The sequence below is a fragment of the Kosakonia sp. AG348 genome, assembly GCF_003337365.1.
Lineage (GTDB): Bacteria > Pseudomonadota > Gammaproteobacteria > Enterobacterales > Enterobacteriaceae > Kosakonia.
Map to the genome: position 1 here is coordinate 174,462 of NZ_QPJR01000004.1, position 26,761 is coordinate 201,222.

The window sequence follows — 26,761 nt, forward strand, 5'->3', positions numbered from 1 at the left end:
TCCTTAATTAACCGTTTTATAGGTGCCAACCGCCGGGTTGCGCAGCTGCGGATGCAGCGAGTCAATCAGCAAAATATTCAGGTGCGTACCCGGTTCAAACCACGGCATCCACGCTTTGCGCACTTCTTCAATACGCGCCTGTAAACGCGCCGGATCATTTGCCACGTCGCGGGAGATTTCCACCGCCACGGTGCCATTCGCCTGCCAGCCATTCAGGCTGTCAATATACGGCAGGATCATCCAGCTCTGCGCCAGCGTACCTTCGCTGACCACCATACGTTCGTTGTTGACGGTGGTAATCAACAGGCGATCCGCATCCACACTGGCATTCAGGCCACTGACCGGGAAACCGTGTACGAAGGTCATGGTGATTTTCTTTTCCACGCCGTTGCTGAGTTGCGTCACCACGCTGCGACCGTTCAGCCAGCCGCCCTTCTCACACTTGCCATCTTCTTTGGCGGGAATAAACAGCGCAGGCGTACCGGCGCCGCCCTGCCAGAAGGTGCGCAGGTGGCAGCCATCCTGCAAGGTGAACTCCTGCCACGGCGCACGGCTGGCGGGTGGAGAGAGATCTTCGGCGCGTCCGGTAGGGGCAACCAGCCCGGCGCTCGGGGTTGCGGCAGGCGCGGTAGTCGCACCGGTTGAGGTGACTACCGGATCCCACTCTTTGGCTTTATCGGCGGTGCCTTCAGCCAGCGTCGTGCCTTGTGGGTCGGTCAGTTTCCAGCGCACCTGCGTCAGCGTGCCGCACTGGTTTTCCAGCAGCGCGCCAAGACGCGGTAAAAAGCTATTCAGTACCGAGGGTTTTTTATCGCCGCTGGCGACAATGCGCAGCGGCAGCGTCTTCGCACACCAGCTTTTTGGCGTGTTATCGGCGACGTTATCGATCCAGACATCCAGTTTTTGCGAAGGCGATTGCACGATGCGGTAGTTTTCTGCCTGCACGCTGCCACACACTGCCAGCAGGGCCAAACCCGGTAGCCAAAGTTTCATAAAAGTCCTTGTAAGCTGTATCAATCACGAAGAGGGAAAAACTGCGCGGCTTCAGAGAGCGTATGCAAAAGCGTCGTCTCCTGAGGCGTGCCCATCCACACCGCTACGGCGCTATAGTTGTCCTGCTGGGTCTGCGCCCCGACACCGTTTTTCAGCAGGATTTGATTCATCAACGTCAGCCACTCATCCGGCGTGTTTACCATGTGCAGCGACTGTTGCATCTGCTCCTCGGTGACGCCGTGCCAGAAACCATCCGTGCACAGCAAAAAAGCATCGCCATCTTCAATCGGCACCACATCACTGTAGCTCGGTTCACGCTCATCCTCGCCCAACCCCAGCGCGAAATAGAGCAAGTTACCGTTGATACCTTCGGTCTGGTGCCCGGCGTCTTTCATCTGCTGGACGAGGCTGTGATCGGTGGTGACGTGGTAAAGCCAGCCGCGACGAAACAGATATAACCGGCTGTCACCCGCGTGCGCCCAGTAGGCGAGCTGGTAATCGCGATCGATAAACAGGCTCACCATGGTGGTGCCCATGCGGTGATAATCCTGCACCGCTTTTTGCTCTTCGCGGATGGCGCGGTTCGCGCCATTCACGTACTGACGAATGTACTGGGCATTGAGGTGCTCGTCACCGTCGAACCGGGTGATAATGGCGTTTCGCGCCAGTTTCGCCGCCACGTCACCGCCGGGTAAACCGGCGATGCCGTCGCAGACCACAAAGCAGGCGGCGCGCTCGCCGATGGTTTCCCCGGTCTGATCCTGATTACTGGCACGTTCGCCCTGTCGCGAAATAGAGGCCGTGCTGATATTCATTCTTCCGATCCGCTTTGTGAGTCTTTGTACTGGTTGACTTCCATGTCGTAAGCGTGGAGGAACGCTTCGCCAAACAGAGTGTGGAAGTCATCGTCAATCTCACCGGCCGTCTGGGCGTAAGTACGAACGTAGTAATCCCATAACGCGGCTTTACGGTTGGAGAGCACGCCAAGCCGCGCGGTTGCGCCGTCGCGTTTGGCGTCATCTTCCAGTTGCTCCGGATTAAACTGCTGCAACATGGCGGCGATAATGGCGCGAATACCGGAGATCATCCCCAGCTGGTGCGCCTGTAAATCGATCAGTGCGTCACGCACCGATTTTTTCGGCGGCATAAAACCAGGCATACGCGTGCCGAACATCTGCATTAATACGGTTTTACCCGACGGCAGCAGTTTGAACGGGTTGTTGGCGTCATCCAGCACCATGGTCATGTCCGCTTTTACACCGCGTTTCAGAATAGAACGCGACGACAACAGCGCAACCGTGCCCTGCGAGAACATGCTCAGCATCTGACCGAACTGGCGCATGTTTTCTTTATCGAACTGCGGCACCGGCTGCATGTCGCTCAGTCCCATGCCTTCAAGCAGCGCATCAAGCAGCTCCCCCTTCAGCACATCACCGCTGTCGCCGGTGCTGACTGATGGCGTGCTCTTCGTGCCATTGCTCTGGACCGGATCGATACGCAGACGCCCTTTCGGCGTTTGCGCCGCGCTGCGCTGCACCGCCTGCGGTGTTGGCAGCGTGATACCAGCGTAATCCTGCTGCTCCTGCACCTCTTCCGGCGCGGAGAGCGGCGCGTCGTCGGCAAATAGCGGCGTCGAACTTAAATCTTCCGGGCGCAGCTCGGTAATAATCGGCTGAGCGGTTGGCGGCGGTTCCGGCGTGTTGAGATCGGTAATGATCGGCTGCGGTTCAGCCGGTTTCTGCGCCGCCAGTTCATCGGCATGCGCCAGCGGCACCGCGCCGCTCAGCAGGCCAAGCGGATCGTCGCTGCGGGTTTGCTTCGTGCTACCGCTACCGCCAAACAGCGCCAGCGGATCGAGCTCGTCGCTATCCGGCGCGTGCGATTTTTGTGTCGGTTCAACCGGCGGCACCAGCGCAGAAGGCGTGGAATCGTTGAAGATGCTGTCGTTTTTAAACAACTGTTCGTCATTAAACAGCTGATCCGAGGCCAGCGATTTCGGCGTCACCAGCGGTTCATTGTTATTGAGCAGCGACAGCGGATCTTCCGGGTTGCGCTCCGGCCCTTTCGGCGCGGCGAACGGGTTAAGATTTTGCGCTTCCTGCGGTTTCGCACGGCTGCTGGAGATGCTGTCGGAGATGGAAAACTCCTGCATCAGGCTGTCCCAGATTTCCGTCGGCACGGACGCCGGTGCGCCTTCTGGCGCGTTTTTCTGCGCCGGAGCAGGTGCCGGTTTCGCCACCTGCGGCTGCGCTGGCTTCGGATACATCTCTTCCGCCATACGGGTGACAGGACGGGTATCCTGGATCAGATCGGTGACTTCAATACGGTATTCATCGATGCCAAGAATATCGCCATCCTGCAGCTCAACCTGACGCCCACGTTCAAGGGGGATGTCATTCAGTACGACGCGGGTCACGTTGCCACGGTTGGTGACGCGGCACTCGCCATTGCCGGCGATATGGACAATCGCCTGCAAACGTGAAATGGAACGGTCGTTGTCCGGCAGCACCAGATTGTTGTCCGTGCCGCGGCCAATGGTGCCGCCCGGGGGATAAAAGTCGCAGCTACTTTGTGGCGGCTGATGACCGGGTTTACTGGTAATAATAGTGAATCGCATCGCGTATTCCTGCTGGAGTTATGTGCACTCAAACGGTGCCGCTTTAGCTAAAACGGCTGCGTTTGAAGACAAGCGAAAAGAAGGTCGACGTTCGCGAACCCGGCGCAGCCACCGGATAAGTCTCTTGTTTTACTGGATTTTACTGACCAATTCAAAGGTCCGTTCTTGCATCGATTTTGTTAAGCAGGCGGCGTCTGTCTGGCACTGGTTGCGTTTTTTAAGCCAGTCGCGCTGCGCCGCTTTCATGCCCGCCAACGTGGCTTTATCCGCCGGGTCAATTTCTTGCTGTTGCTGCAACTGAATAGTGTAGGCATCGGTCACGCTGCGATCCCAGGCCGCCAGTTCATTGTCACCACAAATCGCTTGCTCGGTGGCGCTTAGCTTAGCGTTACAGGAAAAACGGGGCGTAATTTTTTCATCAGCCGTCACGCGTTTCAGCACAAAATAGCTGTTGTCATTCCCGTACATCAGCAGCTTATCGGCAGATAACAACGCTACCCAGTTACCAATGGATTCGCCATCCGGCCCCAGGTGCCCTTGCTGGCATTGCAACACAATTGGGGTGATTTTCTGCATGCCTTGCCCGTTCAAACCGAAATCTTCTGCAACAGGAATTTTGGGCGGAAAACGGCGCTCGCCGGAGGTTTTTACTATCGCTTCATTAAGCGTCATCGGCGATTGCTGAAGGTATGCGGGTTGCTGGCAATCAATGTTCAGCGCCGCGTCGCCACTTACCGCGTGGTTATCAAAACGAACCACGCGGCCAACATAGCTGGGATCGTTGACTTTCGTATAGAAGGAGATGGTGGCTTGCGTATCCGTTGAATTGGCAATAATACGCCAGGGCCCCGAAATAGAGGCTGGCGCTTCTGCTGCGCTGGCAGCGCAGTGACTCAACGAAACCAGTGCGGCTAAGGCGACACACTTTACGCGCGCCGGGGTGAACCGAATGATGCTTCCTGTCATGTTTTTCCCTGCCATCTCATCCAGTGGCGTACATGCAATACCGACAACGTCTTACTGCTTAGCAGGGATGGCAGCCCGCCATCCCCTTATGACACGACTCAGACCCCATCCAGGCTGTGCGCCAGCGTTTCCAGACGATCGTTCATCGATTTTTTCAGGCATTGCACATCGCCATTGCAGCTATTGCGCTGGCTTAGCCAGGCTTTCTGTTGCGATTGCAGTTTGTTTTCCAGATCGTTATTGCCAAGCGAGGCGGCTTCTTTACGAAACGCTTTGTACGAACGGGCAACGCTGTTATCCAGTGCCGCCAGCTCGCGATCGCCGCAAATCGCTTTTTCCGGCGCGGAAGCGGCTTTTGCACAATCAAACGATGCCTGCGGTTTGCTGTTTTTATCCACCGGCTTGAGCAAAAGGATGGTGCCATCCGTCCAGTTCAGCAGTAAGCGCTGGTTGACGAACGCCAGGCTGGCATCGCTGCCCGCATCACCGTTGGCAAAGTGACCGGATGCGCAGGTAATGTTCTCGACCTGCGTTTTCGCGCTCCCGTCTAATCCCAGCTCATAGGTTTTCGCCGCGTCTTTCTCCGGGATGGACTGCGTGGCAGCAACCCAGGCATCCAGCGTGCTGCTGCTTTCTTTCATCGCGGGTGACTGGCAATTCGAGCCGCCCGGCAGCGTAGTGCTGATGCCTTGCGGTGTCACGCTCAGAAAGCGCCCGACAAGGCGATCATCATTGAACTGATAGTTCAGGGTGCGTTCTGTTTCGGTATTAATAAACGCTTTCTCAACCTGCCACTCGCCCTGTACCGGTGAATTGCCCGCCTGCACCGCCGAAGAGAACAACGCCAGGCAAGTCATGGTTGCCGCTACGATCTGTTTAGTGTGAGTCGTCATGGATCAATTTGTCCCGTAGTCGCCGTTTAAGAAAAGATTCACTTCAAAATTACGACGATTAATCAAACCCTTCATAACTTTGTGTTTACTGGTATTCGCGCGTTTAATTTCCGTCATCGCATCAGAGATCTGCCCGCGATTGATAAAACCAAACACGTTGTTCAGCCGCCCACCAGGGTTATACGCAAAGGAGACCAGCGCGTCGAATTCATACTGCTTCAGCGGCACAAAAATACCATTTCTCACCGCGTTAACGTACGGCGGAACGGTGGCACGCAGTAAATTTGTCTCCTGATCGGCGGTAAGACGCACCAGTTTCGCGTTATCGGCGACAAACTGGCTGGCCTGGTCATCATGCAATCTGGCGGCTTTACTGATTTTTTCCGCGGTTATCGCATCAATGCCGATTTCAATCATTTTCGCTTTGATAGATTGCTCTGAGCGCTCTTTCATGTCGTAGCCCGGCCCGAGCGTCACGCCGCTTGCGCCGCCTGGCCAGTGCAGGTAACAACTTTTGTTTGCCCAGGCTTCGCGATGAAAAATAAATGTCATGCCACTGGCGGAGATATCCATCGCACCGACAGCCTGTCGCCCGGCGCTGCCGGAAATCGGCGGCTGTGGCGCGCGGGTGGTGACCGGTTTTCCCAGTGCAGCAAGGGTGCGTCGCCCGACAATTCCATCGACGTGTAAATTCTGTTTCGCCTGGAATTGTTTGACAGCCATTTCGGTTTTTAAGCCGAAAATACCATCTTCACCGACTTTCGCTCCCGATTTATTCAGCAGCTGCTGTAGCTCTTTAACATTCGTACCACGATCACCCTTGCGCATAACACTCATTCGTTCATCCTCAAATCATTCTTTAATTTTTATACGCACTCAAAAGAAACAGCTTTCATAAAAGCGGCTGCGTTTGAGTAGCAAATTATTTTGTTGGGGATAACGCGACTAACCCGATATAAAAAAGAGAGAAAAAATTAATAATTAAATCGTCATTTGCCAGAAAAAAAACAAGGTGAGCCCTTGCGGGCTCACCACAGCGATTACGCTTCTTTGTTTTCTTTGATGTTCCAGCCAGCGGTGGTTTCAGCACCTTTACCGCCGGAGGAGGACTGCTCCCAGTACTGCTGTTTCACTTTCGCAGCCTGGAATGCATAGGTCACACCTACGGTGTCGCCGTTGTCAGCACCGGTGTACTGAACGGAAGTCACCAGCACATCTTCCAGCGTGATGCGCGCATACTCAACCTGCTGGCCGCCTGCTTTGCAGACAGACAGCTCAACTTTGGTCAAGTGTTTGCCGCTGGCGCAATGTTTCAGGATAGCCGTCGTGGATTTATCAATGAGTGCGTTAACATGCAGGTCATTAAAATTGACTTTACCGGCACCGCCGCCACCGCCAACGCTCATGTTCCCAGGTTGTGAAGCACCCCAGGAAAAAGATGTGATATCAGTCCAGCCGGTGTGGTTAGAGTCTTTAGATTCACCCGTAACTCCATCGACCTTCAGAAACATATCAATAGCCATAATATTTACTCTTCGTTAATGATAAATATTGCTTTCGAAAAAGCGCTTATATGGCAAACGGGTAAGCATGGGGCCGAATAAAACCGTCCATATTTTACCTCTGCCTCTTTACATCCTGGAAAGATATATTTCTTTCCAGAAGTTCCTTTTCTACCCAGGCGGGTAGAAATTAAATCATTTAATTAATTACGCATGGGCTACTTTAATTCCCAGAACCACACTTCTTTGGAGTCGGTATGGCATCCACTGTTGCACTGAAACATATTATTACTCAGTGGTTCAAGCAGGTCGATATGACCGCCTCCATAACCTGCGATTCTGTGAAAATAAACGACACCTTTACGGTTACGCAATTTTCTGCCCGCTTCGTGAATATCAGTGTAGACTTCAGCTTTTCCAAACACGCTGTCTTTATAAAGTTGATCGGCAAGAAGCTTCGCGCCTGGTTCTATCTTTTTACCTTTACAAGGGCCGTCTTTAATAATAAATCGGCCAGTAAAATCAATATTATTTTTAAGCAAGGCTAAACTCATTCGTACACCACAAGTATTCTCATAATTCGGATTACTTGCTTTAAGTGCCTGATAGTCATAGCCAATCTCTTTAAATAGTTCTTCCGGTGATAAAAAGCCAGGCTGATACTTCAGAGAGGAACGATGGTAACGTTTTAACTGCTCGTATAATGGCCTCATTTATTGTTCCCCTTTTTGCATGGCATCAACTCTGTCATCGCATCGCTTATTACTTTGGATGCACGCAGTTTTCCTTTTTCCGCCGTTAGATTTTCAAAGTAGGAATATAAATTTTCATGAATAGATGACGGCAGAAGACGGTTATAACCGCACCATGTTTTTCCTTCTGTCGTATCAAGTACGCCTAACAGATACATATCTGCTTTAATCCGCTCACGCTCATTCGTTTTAGAGAACCAGGCGTCAGCAAAACGTTGGGCGCTCATATTTACATCGAAGCCATTTAGCAAAGCAGGATCCCGCATAAGATTTAAAACAGAATCTTCGGGTAACGGAGACGCTTGTGGGTATGAATAGGTCTTCGTCTCCGCACTTATCATTGTGGAGAACATGACCAAAAAGCCCGCAAGTCCAATACGCATTTTCATCACATATCCTTCTGTTTGCGAAAATGTTTCCAGGGCCGCAAACCTCTAAAGCTTGCGGCCTGTCTGGCTTACGCCTCTTTGGTTTTCAGCGACGGCAGTTTGGATACCAGACGCAGAGAAACGGTCAGACCTTCCAGCTGGTAGTGCGGACGCAGGAAGAATTTCGCCGCGTAGTAACCAGGGTTATCTTCGATTTCCTGCACCTGCACTTCTGCCGCAGCCAGCGGTTTACGCGCTTTGGTTTCCTGCGAGGAGTTCGCCGGGTCGCCGTCGACGTAGTTCATCACCCAGTCGTTCAGCCAGCGTTCCATTTCGTCACGCTCGCGGAATGAGCCGATTTTGTCGCGCACAATGCACTTCAGGTAGTGCGCAAAACGGCAGCAGGCGAACAGATACGGCAGACGCGAGGCGAGACGTGCGTTAGCGGTCGCGTCGGCGTCGTGGTACTCCATCGGTTTTTGCAGCGACTGTGCGCCAATAAAGGCGGCGAAGTCGGAGTTTTTACGGTGGATAAGCGGCATAAAGCCGTTTTTCGCCAGTTCTGCTTCGCGACGGTCGCTGATGGCGATCTCGGTCGGGCACTTCATGTCCACGCCGCCGTCATCGCTCGGGAAGGTATGGCATGGCAGGTTTTCTACCGCACCACCGGATTCCACACCGCGAATCGAGGTACACCAGCCGTACTCTTTGAAGGAACGGTTGATGTTGGTCGCCATCGCGTAGGCCGCGTTCGCCCACGAATAGTTGTTGTGGTTCGCGCCATCGGTCTCTTCTTCGAAATCGAAGCTGTCAACCGGGTTGGTGCGGATACCGTACGGCAGACGCGACAGGAAGCGCGGCATGACCAGGCCAAGGTAACGGGCATCTTCAGATTCACGCAGTGAACGCCAGGCGGCATATTCGGTGTTCTGGAAGATTTTTGTCAGATCGCGCGGGTTCGCCAGCTCCTGCCAGGACTCCATCTGCATCACGCTTGGTGCAGTACCGGTAATGAACGGGCAGTGTGCCGCCGCGCCGATGCGCGCCATTTCGCCCAGCAGTTCGACATCCTGCGGGCTGTGGTCGAAGTAGTAGTCGCCAACCAGGCAGCCAAACGGTTCGCCGCCGAACTGGCCATACTCTTCTTCATAGATTTTTTTGAACAGCGGGCTCTGGTCCCAGCCCACGCCTTTGTAGCGTTTCAGGTTACGGCCCAGTTCCTGCTTGGAGATGCTCATAAAGCGAATTTTCAGCATCTCGTCGGTTTCGGTGTTGTTCACCAGATGGCTCAGACCGCGCCACGCGCTTTCCAGTTTCTGGAAATCTTCGTGGTGGATGATCTGGTTAATCTGCTGCGACAGCTTTTCATCAATCCCGGCAATCAGGTTCTGAATGGTGCGATAGGTATCGCTGGAGAAGGTGACGGTGTTTTCCAGCGCCTGTTGCGCCAGCGTTTTCACCGCGCTTTCTACCGCTGAACGCGCCTGATCCGTTTTCGGACGGAACTCTTTGCTGAGCAGCGCGCTGAATTCATCCTGGCTGAAGGCCTGTGCGCCCTGCTGCAGTTCTTGCTGTTGAGAAGGGTTGCTCATGGTTTACTCCTCTTTACCTTGCGCACTGTCTTCACTGTTCGGTAACTGGCTGAGCGATTTCAGCAGGGTTGGATCCTGCAACACTTTGGCAATCAACTCTTCCGCGCCGTTTTTGCCGTCCATGTAGGTCAGCAGGTTGGAGAGCTGAGTACGCGCTTCCAGCAGCTTGTTCAGCGGCTCAACTTTGCGCGCCACCGCGTCCGGCAGGAAGTCATCCATGCTGTCGAAAGTTAAATCGACGTTCAGACGGCCTTCGCCGGTCAGGGTGTTGTCGACGTTGAACGCCACGCGCGGTTTCAGCGCTTTCATGCGTTCGTCGAAGTTGTCGACGTCGATTTCGAGGAATTTACGATCCTCAATAGAAGGTAAGTTCTCCACCGGTTTCCCTACCAGATCCGCCATTACGCCCATCACAAACGGAAGCTGGATTTTGCGCTCCGCGCCGTACACTTCCACGTCGTACTCAATCTGAACGCGGGGGGCACGGTTGCGGGCGATAAATTTCTGACCACTGTTACTTATTGCCATGATGTTCTCCATCGAATATGCGCGGTGAAGGTTTGACGACCGGCAACGCGCCTGCCGTCATAACTCGGTACGCGTCAGTCCTGACGCCCAAAGATGTTTTGCAGTTGATTCACGCCATCGGGCGCCAGATCGCGAATAATCTCCATAAAGTCCAGTTCGATTAGCCGCTGTACGCGGTCAATCATCAACGGCGCGGGGTGGCTCGGCTCGTGCTGGGTGAAATACTGCTTCACTTTTTCCAGCATCAGTTGCGCATCGGCACGCGTGGTGACCTGTGCGGTTCGCCAGTCGGTATGCGCCGCAAGCGGTGTCGCGACAACCGGTTGCGGTGCGCTATCCGCAGGTGCCGTTTGTTCTGTCGCCTGTTGCTCTTCCGTGCGGTTAGCGCGGCTGACGCCGGCGATTAACCCGACCGTTTTGAGTAACTGTTCCATTTCCGGCACCCCGCTTTCGCCCAGTTGTTCGAGCAACCATGTACGGATCGTTTGCAGACGCCCTTCGATTTGGCAGATAGCCTCAATGCCAGGCTGACCGCCGCGCGTGAGTTCATCAATCAGACGCACCCGACCGCCAGGATAGCCTGCACATTCCGTTTTGCTGCCGTCAAGCAACGCCTGCGCGTCGCGCACGTTTAGCTCATCACCGTTGCTGCGCAGCAGCGTCGACTGGCGCAGCGTGGTGGTCAGCGAAGATTTATCGCTTAACCCCGCCAGCGCATTAATGCGATAAAACGGGTCGAATTCACCGCCGTCAGTCAGCGAAGGCCAGAGTTGATCCCAGTACAGCGCCAGCGCCTGACCTAACAGCATTAAACCATCAGCATAGCCTTCAAGCCCGCGACGTCGAGTCCACGCATGGGTTAACGCCATCATCACGCGGATATCTTTGGTGCGCGCCAGCAGCCCGGTGGCCAGTTTTTCCACCCGCGTCCAGTCTGCCGGTTCGGCGGGAATAATGGTGCTGCCAAACTGCTGCTCGGCTTTGCCGAGGCTCGCCTGCTCCATCGCCTGGAAATCGGCGTCGTACTCCAGATTCTCACCGCAAGGCTGCTCCGGGCTGACCGGAGCGAGTAACGATTCTATAGTCATCCGCAACCTGCTTATTCTTCAAACATCGGTGGGTAGAGGCCATGGCGACCGGGTCTTGCGCCACCCGCCGGCTCAAACAACAGCGTGAATAACTGGCCGGTAAAATTGCCGCTGTGCACATGGGTGTAGAGCGGGTAGCCATCGCTGCGGTTGGTCCACCAGAAACTGATCTGGCGCAGCGGATCAAAACATTCGGCGGCCTGTCGCCAGCCGATGGTGGATTCGCCGTCGCCGTCATAACCAATCACATCCAGAATTTCCGAGCGCGTTTCCGGCTCCACCAGTTGTACGGGTGGAATGGAGAGCAGCGCTTGGTCGAGCTGTTCGGGTGAAAACCCATTGCGCACGGCATGCAGCATGGTGCGCCCGAGTTGTTCATACCAGTCGCCCGCCTTCGCTAAATGGCGTGGCGACCACTCCAGCGGGTTGATCGCCATCAACGCACACAGTGGATACTGACGACCAACGCTGTCGCGCCCTGGCAGCAGACACCCCATTTGCACCTGCTGCCCGCCGAGCATCGGCGGCACAACAAAATTCCAGATCGGCGCATTGCTGAACTGCCGGTCGTTTGTACGCTGTTCTTCTTTCTGCCAGTTCATCAGCCCCACCTGAAACCAGTGGGACCACTGACGCTGAAGCGCATCAGGAAAGCGGCGTTGTAAAAAATCGCCCGCACTGGGCAGTTTGCCATACCAGCTAATTGCAGAAGTCGTAGTCATTAGGCGTTCCTTTGCAGTTCAAGGACATGCGAAACGTGGAAGCTGGAACGGGTTGCGGATGCTGTTCGGCGCGAATTCCAGCGTCACCTGATGTCCGTCAACCGTGAATGTCGCCTGGCGGCTCAGGCTACTGCTGCCGGGGCTGACGCGCGCTTTATCGAAAAAGCGGTTCAGCGCCCAGGCGCCGTTGGTCACCAGCGTAGCGGTTGTACCGTTGGCCAGCCCTAACTGCATCCGCACCTGGTTGGTGCCGCCGGAACCCGGCCAGCTAACGATTTGCACCGCCTGCGGGCCGTGGCTGTAGCGAAGGATTTGTCCGTCTACATCCAGCGTCATATTCAGGATGGTGTTATCCATGCGCACCGTACGCACCGTGGTGCGAAACGACGGTGTTGCGCTGCCGTTGGCAAAGAACGCGTCACGAATCGATTGCGCTTGCTGAAACGGCACCAGCACCCCTTCGCTGCCCGGCAGGGTTTTGCCATCGATGCCCGGCATAAAACGCCATGTCGCCTGAGTGGTATCGACTTTGTTGGTCAGGTTGTCGCGAAAAAAGACATCCATCAGGCCAGTACCAGGGGCAAACATGCGTGCCAGATCGTCGGGGGTAACTTCGCTGCTGGCGGAACGCACTAACGGGTAGCGTCCGGCAATCGCCTGGCGGCAAAAGCTGCCCACTTCCACGCTGATGCGCTTGCGCACGTTTTCCATATCCCGGCGCTGGGTATCACTGCTCGCGCCAACCGCCATGTTGCTGAACATGGTTTGCAGCCCGCCAGGTAAACGCCCGGCACTGGCCTGCAAACGGCTGATTGCTTCGCCGCCCGGCGGTGGCATACCGCTGTTGGCGGCATCCTGCACGGCAGTCAGGTAACGATATAGCTCATCAACCTGTTTGAGAAAATCATCAAACACAATGGTCTTGCCGCCCTTTTCCAGCGGCTGCGCCAGTTCGATGATCGGCGCGAAATGTTCGGTGACACGCTGTTCCGGCGTCTGGCTGGCGGCGGCGTTTGCCGTCGCTGACGCGCCGTCATGGTTGCTGAACAGCGTTTCGAGCATCTGCGTACCACGGTTGCTGCTCTCCGGCGCTTTCTCTTTACCATCCGCCACGTCATCACGGCTGAGTTTCAACTGCTGGCTGAGATTGATAACCAGCCGGCGCAGCGGTGAGTTGTTTCCGGAAAGCAGACGCGCGGTATTGATGCGCTGGTTCAGATCCGCGCTGTTATTAAGCTGAATGTCACTTAAGAAGTTATCCCAGATGGCGATAAAATCCCGTGCATACAACTGGCGCACCGCGTTATCGGTTTGCTGTTTGTCTTCCGCTTGCGTGGTGGAGCCAAGCACCCAGACATCATCTTCATGCAGCGAGGCGGTGACCGGCGCGATTTGCGCATTGAAACTGTTCCAGTACCCATCCGGGGTATACAACCCCGGCAGCCCTTCACCGACCGGCTTACCGCTTTTGCGGGAAAAAACCAGTTCACTCTGCGGGCCGCCAAGCGACGCCAGCGAAACCTGCTTCAGGTTTTCATCGCGCTCCAGCAGGCGTTTCAGCCGTCCGTAAACGCGGGTGGAGAGCGGTTGCTGGTTAATTAACGCCTGTTCGCGGCTAATCAGCGCCTCGTCTTTGGCATACGGCGACGACTGAATTTGCGGCTCCAGCAGTTGCGTCAGGTGCCACTCAAGCTGGCTTAACTGCGCTTTGGTAACGTTCTGCGGCAGGTTACGTTGCAGATTGAGCATCACCCACGAGTGCAGGAACTTACCGTCGTAATGCTTCGGCTGATACAGCATCTGATAGGCTTTCAGCGCTTCATAGCTGTATTCCACATCGCTGCCGTTGTCGTTACGCAACCAGGTAGTGATGCGCATCGCCACTTCCGGCAGCAGCATCTGTTGCAGCGCTTTCTGGTACAGGGTTTGCGAGGCGTCCGCCACATCGTTACCGCGATAGAGCCCCATACGGCGGGTGATCGGCGGGTTATTGACGTCAAACTTCTCGCTTTCCGGCAGCGCAGAGAGGCCATTAAGCAGCGGCAGCAAGGCAAAGAGATCGCCCTGCTGGCGGTTACGCAGCGCTTTGATCTGCTGGTCAAGGGCCGGTACTTTGGTCTGCACTTCATCCAGATAATCACGGTTGTTGCCGTAGCTGGTAAACCACAAGGCGCTGATAATAATCAGCAGCGCCAGCAGCGCCGCATAACCGGACCAGATCACCGCCCGGCTGCGCAGTTCCCACCAGCGGTTTTGCCCGGCGATACCGGCTTCCTGGAAGATCACGTTTTGCAGCAGATGCTTGATAAAGAAGCTCTGCCCTTTCCCGCCCGGCACCGGTTCCTCTTTGCTGACCGAATCCCAGTTATCGCCTGATTTGCCCTGCGGCAGCGACAGCGCGCGGTTCAGTTCACCCATCACGCGGTCAAACGGCAGGCCTTCCTGCGTACCGCTGGCAAAATAGATGCCGCGCGGGGAGAACTCGGTTTCAAAGTTAGAGCGGGCAAAAATGGTGTTCAGGTAATCTGCCAGCAGCGGACGCAGCGCGGCGAACTCCTGCGGGAACAGGAAACATTCCGCGCGGGCTTGCGCATCGCTTTCACGCAGTAGCGTATCCGGCAGGGCCGCGTCCAGACGCTGTTGCAGCAGCGCGAATTCCTGAATAAAACTGCCCTGCAGGTCGAAATCCGCCAGTTTGGCTTTTTCCCACGGGAAGGTGAAACCCCAGATTTGATCGCGCTGCGCTTTATCAAAGCCAGCAAAATACGCGCGAAAACCTTTCAGCAAGTCCGCTTTGGTCACCAGCACATACACCGGGAAACGGATCCCCAGTTGTTCATGCAACTCGGTCAAACGCTGGCGCAGGTTAAGCGCCTGTTCGCGCGATGCCTCGGCTGACTGGGTGAGCAGATCGGCAATGCTGACCGTCACAATCACGCCGTTGATCGGCTGACGGCGGCGATACTTTTGCAGCAGGCCAAGAAACTTCAGCCATTCGCTCGCATCCTGAACCTGCTCGCTCTCCTGCGTGGTATAACGCCCGGCGGTATCGAGCAGCACAGCCTCGTTGGTAAACCACCAGTCACAGTTACGCGTACCGCCAATACCGCGCAGCGCGGTTTTACCGAAGCGATCCGCCAGGGGGAATTGCAGGCCAGAGTTGACCAGCGCAGTGGTTTTACCGGAACCCGGCGCACCGATAATCACATACCATGGCAGTTGATACAGATACTGGGTGCTGAAGCGCTGCGCCCACTGTCCGCGCTGACCTGGCTGGTTGAAGTGCGCTTTTTTCAGTACCTGCGCGGCTTCTTCGAAACGCTCGTTCAGCACCTGATCTTCGTTATTGAGGCGTTTGCGCTCAACCGGATCTTTTGCCTCTTCGCTTTTCAGGTTGTCCATCAGCTTGCGGTTGAGCCAGGCGTTGTAAAGACGCGGCACAATGTGGCTGTGAACCCAAATCAGGTACATCACCGCAATGGTGATCATGCGGTTTTGCTCAGACTCAAGCGGGCGGGAATCCACGACGGAGAGCAGCGGGCCAATCATCCAGATAACCGCGGCCAGCCCCGTTACGCCAAGGAAACCCCACAAAATGCGGTTGGTCAGCAATGAAAGCAACATATTCATCCTTTAGTTTCCTTGCGGCAATCCGTTCAGCTCGGCGGCCGTATTTCCCGGCGACACCAGCAAAGTAATCTCTACGCGGCGGTTACGGGCGCGGTTTTCAGCCGAGTTGTTCGGCGCTATCGGGTTCATCTCCCCTCGCCCTTCCGCTTTCACACGCGCCGGTTGCGACAGGTGTTTTTGCAGCAGCGACTGCACAGAACGCGCGCGCTCAAGCGACAGCTCGTAGTTCGAGGCGAAACGCGCACTGCGGATCGGCACGTTGTCACTGAAACCCACCACCAGAATTTTGCCGCTGACGTTATTCATCGCCTGCGCAACACGATCGATAACCGGTTCATAGCTTTCGCGTGCCACCGTCGATCCCGAGGCAAACAGCCCATCGCCTTTGAGTGTTACCACGCTGCGATCGGCTTCATCGCGCACCGCCACCAGGCCTGCCTGAATTTCCGGGCGCAGAAACGCGCGCAGGTTAAGTACCGGCTGCACGTTTTGTACCGGCTGCTCAATGGCCGCTTCCGGCAACTGGGTTTGGTAAATTTTCGCCAGCACCGGGTTGGTGCTGTCACCCAGACGCCAGTTGAGCACGATATAGAACAGGCAGGCGAGAAATCCCGCCAGCCCGACACACGCCCACAGCGGAATAACCGGCCGCCACAATTTGCGCATGACCGGTTGATCTTCCGGGTGCGGCGACAGCGGCGGCGGATAGTTGCCACGCACACCGCGAATCATCTGCCACAAGCGCTGTTTGATGGTTTCCAGTTGCGTGCGGCCGTTGTCCATCACCCGGTAACGTCCTTCAAAACCGAGTAACAGGCAGAAGTTGATCAGTTCCAGCAGCGCGATATGTTCGCGCGGGTTTTGCGACAAGCGTGCCAGCAGCTGGAAGAATTTCTCCCCGCCCCAGGTTTCGTTGTGGAACGTCACCAGCAGACCGCTACCGGACCAGACGCCACGGCTTCCCCACGGCGTGAGCGCCGCCGCTTCATCCAGCGCGGTGCATAAACAGTAACGGGCGCCGACGATCACTTCGTAGGCCAGCCCGGATTGCTGGCAGCGCACTTCAAAACGGCGAATTTCATCAATCAGGTGCTGGCGCAGACCGCTTTGATCATCATGAGAAACGGAATAGCGGATCTGCGGTATCGCGTTAAGTAGCGGGTTGGCGGCCGCGACCAAAGGATTGTTGCCACTTGCTCCTGCCAGAGCGGCATCGCTGCCGGAGGCTTGTTGTTCCTGCATATTGTGCGCTCGCTGTATTATTCAGTCGGGCTACGGATGGCCCAAAACTCCATATCAAGACCCGGGAATTCACCTGCCAGATGCAGCGCGAAAGCCCCCGATTTTTCCATTTCGTTCCACAGCTCGCCGCCCTTTTCCAGTTCGAAATAGTTGTAACCGGCATGCCACGGAATTTGCGGCGGCGCGACCGGCATGGTGCGCAGCTTCATACCCGGCAGTTGCAACTGCACCAGGTCGCGGATTTTGGTGACCGGCGCGACTTTCATCTGGGCCGGGAAATGGGTTTGCAGGATTTCGCCAGGGACGCTGGCTTTCACTGCCAGCACGAAACCAAACTCGCGCGCCATGGTGGTGGTCGGCAAGGTGGCGATATTCAACCCGTGCGTGCGTTCGGTGAGCGGCAACTGGATGGCGTGCTCTTCCATCACCAGAGACAACCCATTGCGCAGCATCAGTTGTAACTTGCCAAAACACCCGGCCAGATCGTCATGGTCGTAAACCGGCAGCGTCTCTTCCGGCGAGCGTGACGCGGTCCAGGTGGTCAGCTCGGTGGCAAACGCCAGCCAGCTGCGCCACAACTCTTCCGGGTGGATCATCGGCAGCGTTTTCAGATGGGAAACCTGGCCGACATGGTGGTTAATCAAGGCCAGCAGCGTGAATTCCACCATTTCAGAGGTATTAAAACGCCCCGGCTGGCGCAGACGCTGGCCAATCTGCTGGCTACGCTGCATCAGCAAACTTTGCAGATCGTTGATAATGGCGTAAATCGCCGGGTTGTTAACCGCATTCAGCATCGGCGGAATATAACGGCTATCAATTCGAACGTGGTTATCGTTACGTTTTTCTACGACATGCGCGACACCGATCGCCGTCCACTCTGCCGAGAGATCTTTTTCCAGCATCAGTTTCAGACGCAGACGGCCAAACTGCACCGCCGCCGGCCCGACGGACATGGCGTTATCGTCATCGACTTCGCTTTCCCAGGTGACATAACGCGCCAGCGAATCTTTCTCTTCGCTAAAGATCACCTCATCACGCCCGCCGCGACGGGCAGGCAGCGCCAGCACCACGCGCTCATTGTTGATGTTGTCAGGGATAGCCAGCGGTGTGGGCGCCTGGCGAGCATCGTGGAATGAGAAGAACGTGCCATCCGGCAGTAAACCGCTGGCATAACTCAGGGCAATACAGCCCTGGCGCAGCATGGCATCGTCGAGCTCGATATCAAGGTAGCCCCAAAGATACGGGCGCTGCAGTGTCCCCCACTCGCGAATATGGTGTTGCAGATAGCTTTCCGCTCGCTGAAAGTGATGAGGGCGCAGAAACATACCTTCGGTCCACACGACCTTTTCTGCTTTGTTCATACGGTTTTCCTGTTAAGACTGGCGCTATTTGGAAACCACACGGATGCCATTGACGTCGAGGAAGATGTTGGCTTCCAGTTCGTCTGACGACGATTTCCAGAATTCGTAGAAGTGCGTCTCTCCCTGCACCGGGAGCGGTAAGGACATCCGCCATTTTTTGCCATCCAGCGCCTGATACTCCGCCATCACGCCGATGTAACGCGCGTCGGGCGCGCTTTTACCGCTCAGCGTTTTCGACAACTGGCCGGGCATCAGGAAAAATTCATCACTGTTCAGCAGGTTGGCGCCAAGTACGCTATCTGCGTTGTTTTGCAGCGACCAGAAATCGGCGGACATAAATGTCGCGTCCGATTTCAACAGCAACACCCTGACTTTAAGGGGAGCGGACTCATTGATTTGCGGATGAGCCCTGAACTGAAGGTTATAGCTGGTAGGTACGCTGTGTGAAGAGGAGCCACAACCGCTGGCCAGGGTGGCCAGCACAAAGAAAAACACCAGGCTAATCTGGCGTACAACCGAATTATTATTCATACCAGGTACTCGTCACGGCTGGATTAATTGATGATCCACGTTCCGGAGTTGGCGTTTTTGCAAGCCTTACCGCTGCCATCGACAGTCACGCAGGTCTGTTTTTTACGTTTCAGTTTGCGTGCGTCATCACGCAGGGTTTTTTCGTACAGCTCGCTTTTCACGACGGCACGCATCGGTACATAACCAATCAGCTCTTCCTGACCTTCATCGGCCAGCGCCATCCAGAAGTGTTCAACCTGCCCCAGAACCACATAGGTTTTACCGGCTTGCAGCTGGCGAATCACTTTGCCGCCGAAATCCGGTGTGCTCATCACCGACGCCGGGTAAAGCGCGCGATAGTCTTGTTTGATAGGCTGGAATTCCTTCGGCGGAATAACCGCGTAGCGGTGTGTCAGCGTGACACCGTTCACTTCGCTGGTGACGATGGTGTCATCGGTTGGGGCGGGTTTAGGTGGCGCTTTACAAGCCGAAACGCCAAAGACAAAAAGAAGAGCCAATACCATTCGCATGTTCATAACGTTTTTTTCCATTGCAAATATATTACTGTGTTGACCTGGAGCGTTTTGGAAAGGGTATTTAAATCGCTCTAAATGACGCAAATCCATGTCCAGTTAAACGCTCAGATAATGAATAAAAGGCATAGCTACCGCACGAGTCTGTCGCAGGGACAGGCCGCAATAATATTACTTTTCATTGACTATCGTGACACAATTTTACAGATCAGATTATTCAATTCAATATGATCTCCGACCTGTTGAAATACTATTATTTAATTTTTTTGCAAATTAGGACAATTCTCAAGAAAGAATTTCACTTTAGATGATAATCCGTAAAGATGCCAACCCACCCATTTTGTAACGGTGCGCAATCTTTGCATAAATCGCTGATTATTAATCAATATTAGTGACAACAAGGCAATAGCATATATTTTAAAATGCGAGATAGGATGAATCCTAAAAACTAATTTAATGTGATAAACCCTACAATATTTAGTAGTGAAATTACCTGAATAAAAGTGCGGATTAACGTACAAGATAAGCAACGGCGTTATTTTGGCTTTGATAGGCAAAATATATTGAACAAATAAACATTATTTCCACAGCACGATAGTCAAGTGTGTAACAGTCCCTGGCAGGAAACATTCTTTACTTTCATATGAAATTTCAACCCACCTTAAATTGTGTAGTCAGACTTAATTTTTGTGAATCGACAATAAACGAACCCATTCAGCAAAATTGATACAGCGCACTATTTACCCATTTCGGGCCCTGTCGCAAATAAATAAAAAGCCCCTGACGGACAGGTATGCAGCCGGTGCTGATTATTCGTGCAGCGAGAGCATAAAATCCGTCCCCTGCTCTACCAGCCAGACGGGGAAATTGTCTGGAATCGTGCAAAATGCCAAACGCGACACACGATTTGTTTCAGATTCGACTATGGTTTTGTGCAAGGTTGATTGCGGCAGCACCGCTGTGCACCCGCTAAGGAGAATAATCGATGACAAGACCTGTTCTACACCGACCGCGCGCTCTGCTGCTGGTCATGCAAATCGCGTTAGGCGGCGCGTTACTCGCCACAGCTACCCACTCTTTCGCCGCTGAGGCGCAAAATACGCCGCAGCCACCGGATGTTCTGCTCGGTCCGCTGTTCAGCGATGTGCAAACCGCTAAGCTCTTTCCCGATCAAAAAACCTTTGCCGATGCCGTGCCGAAAGGCGACCCGCTGATGATCCTCGCGGATTACCGCATGCAGCGCACGCAAACCAGTTTCGATTTACGCCACTTTGTCGATGTGAACTTTACGTTGCCCAAAGAGGGGGAAAAGTATGTTCCGCCTGAAGGACAAAACCTGCGTGAGCATATTGACGGGCTGTGGCCGGTGTTAACACGCACCACCGACAGCGCAGGGAAATGGGATTCGCTGCTGCCGCTGCCAAAACCTTATGTCGTGCCGGGTGGACGTTTTCGCGAAGTCTATTACTGGGATAGTTATTTCACGATGCTCGGCCTCGCCGAGAGCGGCCACTGGGACAAGATTGAAGACATGATCAGCAACTTTGGCCATGAAATCGATACGTGGGGCCATATTCCTAACGGCAACCGCAGCTACTACCTGAGCCGCTCGCAGCCGCCCTTCTTCTCATTGATGGTGGAATTGCTGGCCACGCACGACGGTGACGAAGCGCTGAAAACCTGGCTGCCGCAAATGGAAAAAGAGTACCAGTACTGGATGGAAGGTGCAGATACGCTGCAGCCAGGCCAGGCCAATAAGCGCGTGGTTAAGCTCAGCGATGGCAGCATCCTGAACCGCTACTGGGACGAGCGCGATACGCCGCGCCCGGAGTCGTGGCTGGATGATGTAACAACGGCCAAAAATAACCCCAATCGTCCGGCAACCGAGATTTACCGCGATTTGCGTTCTGCCGCCGCGTCGGGCTGGGATTTTAGCTCCCGCTGGATGGACGATCCCAATCAGCTTGGCACCATTCGTACCACCAGCATTGTGCCGGTTGATCTGAATGCGCTGATGTTCAAGATGGAAAAAATGCTCGCCCGTGGTTATCAGGCAGCTGGCGATAGCGCGAAAGCAAGTCAGTACGATGCGCTGGCGAACGCGCGTCAGAAAGGTATCGAGGCCAATCTGTGGAATGAAAAAGAGGGCTGGTACGCGGATTACGATCTGAAGACGAAGAAGGTGCGTAATCAGCTGACAGCCGCAGCGCTTTACCCGTTGTTTGTTAATGCCGCCGCCAAAGATCGCGCCGATAAAGTGGCCAGCGCGGCCAAAGAACGGTTGCTGAAGCCGGGGGGTATCGCTACCACTACGGTGAAGAGCGGTCAGCAATGGGATGCGCCGAACGGTTGGGCACCGCTGCAATGGGTGGCAACAGCGGGCCTGCAAAATTACGATCAGCAGAAACTGGCAATGGAAGTGAGCTGGCGTTTTCTGACTAATGTGCAGCACACTTACGATCGTGAGAAAAAACTGGTCGAGAAATATGATGTCAGTACCACCGGCACCGGTGGCGGCGGTGGCGAATATCCGCTGCAGGACGGTTTCGGCTGGACCAACGGTGTGACGCTGAAAATGCTCGATCTGATCTGCCCGAAAGAGAAACCGTGCGACAGCGTACCGCAAACGCAGCCCGCACAGCAGGCTGCCGCGAAGGTTGAACCAACGACTCAGCCACAAAAACAGCAGCAAGCCGTCGCGCAGTAACGCGCACAGTAAAAAGCCGCAACAATCATGTTGCGGCTTTTTTGTCTCAAAAAACGGATGAACTGGCGGTTAATTCCGTCTGAACAACCGGAAAATGGCCAGCACGACAATCGAACCCAGCACCGCGATCAGGAAACTGTGCCAGTTGAAGCCGGTAATATCTCCGCCATAACCAAATTGTGTCGCGAGCCAGCCGCCGACAACGGCCCCGACGATCCCAAGTATACAAGTCAGAATGAAACCGCCTCCATCCCGTCCTGGCATAATCAACTTAGCAATAACGCCAGCAATCAGGCCAAAAACGATCCACGCGAGAATGCCCATGTTTCTCTCTCCTTCTGTTAGTCTTGTTGACGCGCACATACCACTTCGGCGACGCGTTAGCTACAGTATAGATGTCGGTGATAAAACATTTTCATCTCACAGACTTAATTCAAACGGATTACGAAAATAATTACGTTATTTGTATTAAGTTCTTGCCGGGAATGCCGATAAAGCAACGAAGGTGTGTCAGCCATCAAGGAGCCATTCGGCGTGAGCAATTACAGTGAGCAGTTCCTGAAACAAAATCCTCTGGCCGTGCTGGGCGTTTTACGCGACCTGCAAAAGAACCAGGTGCCCGTTTGCATCACCTGGGGCAGCGGTCAGTTCATCAGCAAGATACTGGAAGTGAATCCAGAAGAGCTGGTCATGGATTTTGGCAGCCAGGAGTACGAGAACAACGCAGTACAGCGTGCGGGAAAGGTTACCGTGACCGCTGAAACACATGGCGCCAAAGTCGAATTCACACTGACAAAGCTTTCTGCAGGCGATTTTCAGGCTTTACCTGCTTTTATTACTCCGCTTCCGGAAACGCTGTGGTTTATTCAGCGCCGTGAATATTTTCGCATCAGCGCCCCGCTCCACCCGGCCTATTTTTGTAAGGCATTTATGCCGGATAAAAGCGAGATTCGCTTTCGTCTGTTCGACCTGTCATTAGGCGGCATGGGCGCGCTGCTGGATGGCGAAGCGCCTGCCGCGTTGCAACCGGGCATGCGTTTTTCCAAAGTGGAACTGGATATGGCGTCGTGGGGGCAGTTCTATTTTGACGCGCAGCTGATCGCGATTGGCGAGCGTAAAGTCGTTGATGGCAAGAATGAAACCATTGTCACGCCGCGTCTGAGTTTTCGCTTTTTGAATGTCAGCCCGGGCGTGGAACGCGAGCTCCAGCGCATTATTTTTGCCCTGGAGCGCGAGGCGCGCGAACGCGCCAGCCGGGTACGCTAATTACATCGCATCCATCGCTTTTTGCACTTTCCAGATATAGCGCGGCGCCTGCGGCGCGGGGTGGTTTTCCGCCACATGCTTCATAAACGCGTCTGCGCTTAACTCGTTTATCTCTTCAATGGCTTCGCTTCTGTCGGACGAGAAAGTCCGCAGTAGCGCGCCTGCGCCATTCACATACGAGACCACCAGCGCGTACTGCATCACTTTCGGATCGCGGATGCCTGCCAGCGCCCCGTGCTCAAGAATACTCAAATAAGCCGCCCCCATGGAGATGTTGCGCTCCGGGTTTTTGAGTTCGCTGGTGGACGGTTGCCCGCTCCAGCCCATATGACGGTAAACTTCGCGCCCGGCGGTGGAGGCTTTAAGCTGCATCAGGCCAACGGCGTTGGATTTGCTGACCAGATTCGGGTTACCGCCGGATTCCACGGCGATCATCGCGGTGATCAATTGCGGGCTGACGCCCCAGGCTGCACCGGCTTTTTCGGTGATGGGCATCCACTGCATTGCGCGTTTTACCGGCACTTCCGGGTTCCAGTCCGGGTTACGATAATCCTGTTTTGAACTACATCCGGCGAGCAGTACCACTAAAAAAGCAAACCATCTCAATTTCACGCAAGCTAATCCTTCTATAAGTGTCATCGGCTACGGATGACAACGACACAGGTTAGCGGCATGATAACTGTTTCCCTATAGATGTCAGCAAGGAATTGCCATGTCCACCTTCCATCTGATTGCCCCTTCCGGCTATTGCATTAACCAGCACGCCGCAGCGCTTGGCGTCGAACGTCTCACTTCGCAAGGCCATCAGGTTAACAATCAGCACGTCATCACCCGCCGTCATGAGCGTTTCGCAGGACATGACGAAGAGCGCCTGGCGGATATCAACGCACTGGCGCAATTGCCGGGCGACAACATTATCGTGATGCCGGTGCGCGGGGGGTACGGCGTCAGCCGTCTGCTCGCGGATATTGACTGGCAGGCGCTGGTGGCGCGCCAGCAGCATCAACCGTTGCTGATCTGCGGCCATAGCGATTTCACCGCCATTCAACTGGGGTTGCTGGCATACGGAAAAGTCATCACGTTTAGCGGGCCAATGCTGGCGGGTAATTTCGGTGCCGAAACGCTGGACACCTTTACGGCAGAGCACTTCTGGCGCGCCATCAGCAATGAAACCTTTACCATTGAGTGGGACGGTGAAGGCCCGCAATGTGACGTGGCAGGCACGGTGTGGGGTGGAAACCTGGCGATGTTAACCTCGCTGATTGGTACGCCCTGGCTGCCGTCCATACCCGGCGGCATTCTGGTGGTGGAAGACATTAATGAACATCCCTACCGCGTGGAACGCATGCTGTTGCAGCTGTTGCACTCAGGTATTCTGGCGCAGCAGCGGGCGCTGATCCTCGGCAGTTTCTCGCTGGCGCAACCCAACGACTACGATGCGGGCTACAATCTTAATAAGATGATCGACTATCTGCGCGCGCAATTGACGATCCCGGTGGTCAGCGGGCTGGCGTTTGGTCATGAACCGCAGACCGTCACACTGCCGCTCGGTGCGCATGCCCGGTTGCAACATGCTGAAAAGACGCAACTGACCTTAACGGGTCATCCCACGATCTTGAGGTAAAAAAAGCGCTTTATGCTCTTATTAAAGCCTTGTTTCTGCCGTTATTATATGACGCACTAATCAACCCGGCCGGTTACTGCCGCCCGGGATCCCCCACGGTGAGGATTAAGGAGAAGCACACCATTGGACGCTGAGGCGATAATCAGTCTGTTTATTCTGGGTTCAGTTCTTGTAACCTGCAGTATTTTATTAAGTTCTTTCTCCTCCCGCCTTGGTATTCCCATTCTGGTTATCTTTCTGGCAATCGGTATGTTGGCCGGTGTTGACGGTATCGGCGGTATTCCGTTCGATAACTACCCTTTTGCTTACATGGTCAGTAACCTCGCGCTGGCGATCATTTTACTCGATGGCGGCATGCGTACCCGCGCCAGCTCGTTTCGCGTCGCGCTTGGCCCCGCGCTTTCCCTGGCGACTATTGGTGTGCTGGTCACTTCCGGTTTAACCGGGATGATGGCCGCCTGGCTGTTCAAGCTCAACATTATGGAAGGCTTTTTGATCGGCGCGATTGTTGGCTCCACCGATGCCGCCGCGGTGTTCTCGCTGCTCGGCGGTAAAGGGCTGAACGAGCGTGTCGGTTCTACCCTTGAAATCGAATCCGGCAGCAACGATCCGATGGCGGTGTTTCTTACCATCACGCTGATTGAGATGATCCAGAAGCACACGGCCGACATCGACATCATGTTCCTCGTGCATATTGTGCGGGAGTTTGGCCTCGGTATTCTGCTCGGCGGCCTGGGCGGCTATCTGTTGCAGCAGATGATTAACCGCATCTCTCTGCCGCCGGGCCTTTATCCGCTGCTGGCACTGAGCGGCGGGATTCTGGTTTTCGCCTTAACCACAGCCCTGCACGGGAGCGGCATTCTGGCGGTCTATCTGTGTGGTTTTGTGCTGGGCAACCGCCCTATCCGCAACCGTTACGGTATCCTGCAAAATTTCGATGGCCTGGCCTGGCTGGCACAAATCGCCATGTTCCTAGTGCTGGGTCTGTTAGTCACACCGTCTGATCTGTTGCCGATTGCGGTTTCCGCACTCATCCTCTCGGCGTGGATGATTTTTGTTGCTCGTCCTCTGTCCGTGTTTGCCAGCCTGTTACCGTTTCGCGGTTTTAACCTGCGCGAACGCATTTTTATCAGTTGGGTGGGGTTGCGCGGCGCGGTGCCGATTATTCTCGCCACCTTCCCGATGATGGCCGGGCTTGATCACGCGCGCCTGTTCTTTAATGTCGCCTTCTTCGTGGTGTTAATCTCGCTGCTTTTTCAGGGAACGTCGCTCTCGTGGGCGGCGAAAAAAGCCAAAGTTGTCGTGCCACCGGTTGGCTGGCCGGTCTCCCGCGTCGGTCTGGATATTCACCCGGACAATCCGTTTGAGCAGTTTGTTTATCAACTCAGTGCGGATAAATGGTGCGTGGGGGCTGCGCTGCGTGATTTACACATGCCTGCGGATACGCGTATTGCCGCACTGTTTCGTGACAACAGCCTTCTGCACCCGACCGGCAGTACCCGGCTGCGTGAAGGCGATGTGTTATGCGTGATTGGTCGCGAAAGCGATCTCCCCGCGCTCGGGAAACTGTTTAGCCAGTCTCCGCCGGTGGCGCTGGATCAGCGCTTCTTCGGTGATTTTATTCTTGAAGCGGATGCTAAATTTGCCGATGTGGCGCTGATTTACGGTCTGGAAGAGGGGCTGGAGTATCGTGAAAGCCAGCAAACGCTGGGCGATATTGTGCAGCAACTGCTGGGTGCCGCGCCGGTCGTGGGGGATCAGGTAGAGTTCGCCGGGATGATCTGGACGGTGGCGGAAAAAGCCGATAATGCGGTACTGAAAGTCGGCGTTCGCGTGGCGGAAGACGAGGCGGAATAACCGCCTCGCG

General features: G+C 54.9%; 24 protein-coding genes. 4 read left to right on the forward strand and 20 right to left on the reverse strand.

Annotated elements, in window-relative coordinates; translation table 11 throughout:
- Positions 1 to 3: 3 nt before the first annotated feature.
- The 18 genes from DFO56_RS11045 to DFO56_RS11130 form a co-directional block, all read right to left on the reverse strand.
- Positions 4 to 993: a hypothetical protein gene (locus tag DFO56_RS11045; RefSeq protein ID WP_045509799.1), complete on the reverse strand. Its 990-nt coding sequence runs from the start codon at positions 991 to 993 to the stop codon at positions 4 to 6.
- Positions 994 to 1,013: 20 nt separating this feature from the next.
- Entirely contained in the window at positions 1,014 to 1,808 is a 795-nt protein-coding gene (locus tag DFO56_RS11050; RefSeq protein WP_016495661.1) for a PP2C family serine/threonine-protein phosphatase, read from the reverse strand.
- Positions 1,805 to 3,610, reverse strand: a complete 1,806-nt coding sequence (tagH, locus tag DFO56_RS11055) for a type VI secretion system-associated FHA domain protein TagH (protein WP_045509802.1) — start codon at positions 3,608 to 3,610, stop codon at positions 1,805 to 1,807. The genes DFO56_RS11050 and tagH overlap by 4 nt, the downstream gene beginning before the upstream one ends.
- Before the next feature lie 129 nt (positions 3,611 to 3,739).
- On the reverse strand, positions 3,740 to 4,576 hold the full coding sequence (locus tag DFO56_RS11060) for a lysozyme inhibitor LprI family protein (RefSeq protein WP_016495659.1): 837 nt from the start codon (positions 4,574 to 4,576) through the stop codon (positions 3,740 to 3,742).
- A 98-nt stretch (positions 4,577 to 4,674) separates the two neighbouring features.
- Complete coding sequence (locus tag DFO56_RS11065; protein ID WP_045509804.1) at positions 4,675 to 5,469, reverse strand: lysozyme inhibitor LprI family protein; 795 nt, start codon at positions 5,467 to 5,469, stop codon at positions 4,675 to 4,677.
- Positions 5,470 to 5,472: 3 nt separating this feature from the next.
- Complete coding sequence (locus tag DFO56_RS11070) at positions 5,473 to 6,306, reverse strand: peptidoglycan-binding protein (RefSeq protein WP_045509807.1); 834 nt, start codon at positions 6,304 to 6,306, stop codon at positions 5,473 to 5,475.
- A 203-nt stretch (positions 6,307 to 6,509) separates the two neighbouring features.
- Positions 6,510 to 6,992: a type VI secretion system tube protein Hcp gene (locus tag DFO56_RS11075; RefSeq protein WP_016495656.1), complete on the reverse strand. Its 483-nt coding sequence runs from the start codon at positions 6,990 to 6,992 to the stop codon at positions 6,510 to 6,512.
- Positions 6,993 to 7,189: 197 nt separating this feature from the next.
- Positions 7,190 to 7,684, reverse strand: coding sequence for a T6SS effector amidase Tae4 family protein (locus tag DFO56_RS11080; protein ID WP_045509810.1), 495 nt, complete (start codon positions 7,682 to 7,684; stop codon positions 7,190 to 7,192).
- Positions 7,681 to 8,112 (reverse strand): Rap1a/Tai family immunity protein, encoded by a 432-nt coding sequence (locus DFO56_RS24735; protein WP_045509812.1) that lies wholly within the window; start codon positions 8,110 to 8,112, stop codon positions 7,681 to 7,683. The genes DFO56_RS11080 and DFO56_RS24735 overlap by 4 nt, the downstream gene beginning before the upstream one ends.
- Positions 8,113 to 8,180: 68 nt before the next feature.
- Positions 8,181 to 9,683 carry a type VI secretion system contractile sheath large subunit gene (tssC, locus tag DFO56_RS11090; RefSeq protein WP_016495654.1) on the reverse strand — a complete coding sequence of 501 codons (1,503 nt, stop codon included), beginning with the start codon at positions 9,681 to 9,683 and terminating at the stop codon, positions 8,181 to 8,183.
- Positions 9,684 to 9,686: 3 nt separating this feature from the next.
- Positions 9,687 to 10,211, reverse strand: coding sequence for a type VI secretion system contractile sheath small subunit (tssB, locus tag DFO56_RS11095; RefSeq protein ID WP_016495653.1), 525 nt, complete (start codon positions 10,209 to 10,211; stop codon positions 9,687 to 9,689).
- 74 nt (positions 10,212 to 10,285) lie between these two features.
- Positions 10,286 to 11,299: a type VI secretion system protein TssA gene (tssA, locus tag DFO56_RS11100; RefSeq protein WP_045509815.1), complete on the reverse strand. Its 1,014-nt coding sequence runs from the start codon at positions 11,297 to 11,299 to the stop codon at positions 10,286 to 10,288.
- An 11-nt stretch (positions 11,300 to 11,310) separates the two neighbouring features.
- Positions 11,311 to 12,021: a type VI secretion system-associated protein TagF gene (tagF, locus tag DFO56_RS11105; protein WP_016495651.1), complete on the reverse strand. Its 711-nt coding sequence runs from the start codon at positions 12,019 to 12,021 to the stop codon at positions 11,311 to 11,313.
- An 18-nt stretch (positions 12,022 to 12,039) separates the two neighbouring features.
- Positions 12,040 to 15,651 (reverse strand): type VI secretion system membrane subunit TssM, encoded by a 3,612-nt coding sequence (gene tssM / locus DFO56_RS11110; RefSeq protein ID WP_045509818.1) that lies wholly within the window; start codon positions 15,649 to 15,651, stop codon positions 12,040 to 12,042.
- 3 nt (positions 15,652 to 15,654) lie between these two features.
- On the reverse strand, positions 15,655 to 16,893 hold the full coding sequence (locus DFO56_RS11115; protein WP_016495649.1) for a DotU family type VI secretion system protein: 1,239 nt from the start codon (positions 16,891 to 16,893) through the stop codon (positions 15,655 to 15,657).
- A 17-nt stretch (positions 16,894 to 16,910) separates the two neighbouring features.
- On the reverse strand, positions 16,911 to 18,254 hold the full coding sequence (gene tssK / locus DFO56_RS11120; protein WP_016495648.1) for a type VI secretion system baseplate subunit TssK: 1,344 nt from the start codon (positions 18,252 to 18,254) through the stop codon (positions 16,911 to 16,913).
- Between the two features lie 24 nt (positions 18,255 to 18,278).
- A complete protein-coding gene (tssJ, locus tag DFO56_RS11125) occupies positions 18,279 to 18,785 on the reverse strand; it encodes a type VI secretion system lipoprotein TssJ (RefSeq protein WP_045509821.1) in 507 nt (168 codons plus the stop codon).
- 23 nt (positions 18,786 to 18,808) lie between these two features.
- Entirely contained in the window at positions 18,809 to 19,300 is a 492-nt protein-coding gene (locus DFO56_RS11130) for a hypothetical protein (protein WP_016495646.1), read from the reverse strand.
- Positions 19,301 to 20,282: 982 nt separating this feature from the next.
- Here DFO56_RS11130 and DFO56_RS11135 point away from each other — a divergent pair.
- The gene (locus tag DFO56_RS11135) at positions 20,283 to 22,004 is read left to right on the forward strand and encodes an alpha,alpha-trehalase (protein WP_045509824.1); all 1,722 of its coding nucleotides are present in this window, start codon (positions 20,283 to 20,285) and stop codon (positions 22,002 to 22,004) included.
- 69 nt (positions 22,005 to 22,073) lie between these two features.
- Here DFO56_RS11135 and DFO56_RS11140 read toward each other — a convergent pair whose 3' ends face one another.
- Positions 22,074 to 22,328, reverse strand: coding sequence for a GlsB/YeaQ/YmgE family stress response membrane protein (locus DFO56_RS11140; RefSeq protein WP_045509827.1), 255 nt, complete (start codon positions 22,326 to 22,328; stop codon positions 22,074 to 22,076).
- A 210-nt stretch (positions 22,329 to 22,538) separates the two neighbouring features.
- Between DFO56_RS11140 and DFO56_RS11145 the strand changes: the two genes are divergently transcribed.
- Entirely contained in the window at positions 22,539 to 23,270 is a 732-nt protein-coding gene (locus DFO56_RS11145) for a flagellar brake protein (protein ID WP_016495643.1), read from the forward strand.
- On the opposite strand, the gene emtA is transcribed toward DFO56_RS11145, so the two are convergent.
- Entirely contained in the window at positions 23,271 to 23,882 is a 612-nt protein-coding gene (gene emtA, locus DFO56_RS11150) for a membrane-bound lytic murein transglycosylase EmtA (protein WP_016495642.1), read from the reverse strand. It abuts the gene before it with no gap.
- Between the two features lie 100 nt (positions 23,883 to 23,982).
- Here emtA and ldcA point away from each other — a divergent pair, with 100 nt between their 5' ends.
- Positions 23,983 to 24,894, forward strand: coding sequence for a muramoyltetrapeptide carboxypeptidase (gene ldcA / locus DFO56_RS11155; protein ID WP_045509831.1), 912 nt, complete (start codon positions 23,983 to 23,985; stop codon positions 24,892 to 24,894).
- Positions 24,895 to 25,017: 123 nt separating this feature from the next.
- Complete coding sequence (locus DFO56_RS11160) at positions 25,018 to 26,751, forward strand: potassium/proton antiporter (RefSeq protein WP_016495640.1); 1,734 nt, start codon at positions 25,018 to 25,020, stop codon at positions 26,749 to 26,751.
- The last annotated feature ends 10 nt before the right edge of the window (positions 26,752 to 26,761 follow it).

Bases quoted from the DNA above. Each gene is read 5' to 3' on its own strand.
- DFO56_RS11130 (WP_016495646.1), bottom strand. From the start codon at position 19,300: ATGAACATGCGAATGGTATTGGCTCTTCTTTTTGTCTTTGGCGTTTCG.
- DFO56_RS11080 (WP_045509810.1), bottom strand. From the start codon at position 7,684: ATGAGGCCATTATACGAGCAGTTAAAACGTTACCATCGTTCCTCTCTG.
- DFO56_RS11115 (WP_016495649.1), bottom strand. From the start codon at position 16,893: ATGCAGGAACAACAAGCCTCCGGCAGCGATGCCGCTCTGGCAGGAGCA.
- tssA (WP_045509815.1), bottom strand. From the start codon at position 11,299: ATGACTATAGAATCGTTACTCGCTCCGGTCAGCCCGGAGCAGCCTTGC.
- ldcA (WP_045509831.1), top strand. From the start codon at position 23,983: ATGTCCACCTTCCATCTGATTGCCCCTTCCGGCTATTGCATTAACCAG.
- tssB (WP_016495653.1), bottom strand. From the start codon at position 10,211: ATGGCAATAAGTAACAGTGGTCAGAAATTTATCGCCCGCAACCGTGCC.
- DFO56_RS11070 (WP_045509807.1), bottom strand. From the start codon at position 6,306: ATGAGTGTTATGCGCAAGGGTGATCGTGGTACGAATGTTAAAGAGCTA.
- tssJ (WP_045509821.1), bottom strand. From the start codon at position 18,785: ATGAATAATAATTCGGTTGTACGCCAGATTAGCCTGGTGTTTTTCTTT.
- DFO56_RS11060 (WP_016495659.1), bottom strand. From the start codon at position 4,576: ATGACAGGAAGCATCATTCGGTTCACCCCGGCGCGCGTAAAGTGTGTC.
- tssK (WP_016495648.1), bottom strand. From the start codon at position 18,254: ATGAACAAAGCAGAAAAGGTCGTGTGGACCGAAGGTATGTTTCTGCGC.
- DFO56_RS11050 (WP_016495661.1), bottom strand. From the start codon at position 1,808: ATGAATATCAGCACGGCCTCTATTTCGCGACAGGGCGAACGTGCCAGT.
- DFO56_RS24735 (WP_045509812.1), bottom strand. From the start codon at position 8,112: ATGAAAATGCGTATTGGACTTGCGGGCTTTTTGGTCATGTTCTCCACA.
- tagH (WP_045509802.1), bottom strand. From the start codon at position 3,610: ATGCGATTCACTATTATTACCAGTAAACCCGGTCATCAGCCGCCACAA.
- tagF (WP_016495651.1), bottom strand. From the start codon at position 12,021: ATGACTACGACTTCTGCAATTAGCTGGTATGGCAAACTGCCCAGTGCG.
- DFO56_RS11140 (WP_045509827.1), bottom strand. From the start codon at position 22,328: ATGGGCATTCTCGCGTGGATCGTTTTTGGCCTGATTGCTGGCGTTATT.
- DFO56_RS11075 (WP_016495656.1), bottom strand. From the start codon at position 6,992: ATGGCTATTGATATGTTTCTGAAGGTCGATGGAGTTACGGGTGAATCT.
- tssC (WP_016495654.1), bottom strand. From the start codon at position 9,683: ATGAGCAACCCTTCTCAACAGCAAGAACTGCAGCAGGGCGCACAGGCC.
- DFO56_RS11135 (WP_045509824.1), top strand. From the start codon at position 20,283: ATGACAAGACCTGTTCTACACCGACCGCGCGCTCTGCTGCTGGTCATG.
- DFO56_RS11065 (WP_045509804.1), bottom strand. From the start codon at position 5,469: ATGACGACTCACACTAAACAGATCGTAGCGGCAACCATGACTTGCCTG.
- DFO56_RS11045 (WP_045509799.1), bottom strand. From the start codon at position 993: ATGAAACTTTGGCTACCGGGTTTGGCCCTGCTGGCAGTGTGTGGCAGC.
- tssM (WP_045509818.1), bottom strand. From the start codon at position 15,651: ATGAATATGTTGCTTTCATTGCTGACCAACCGCATTTTGTGGGGTTTC.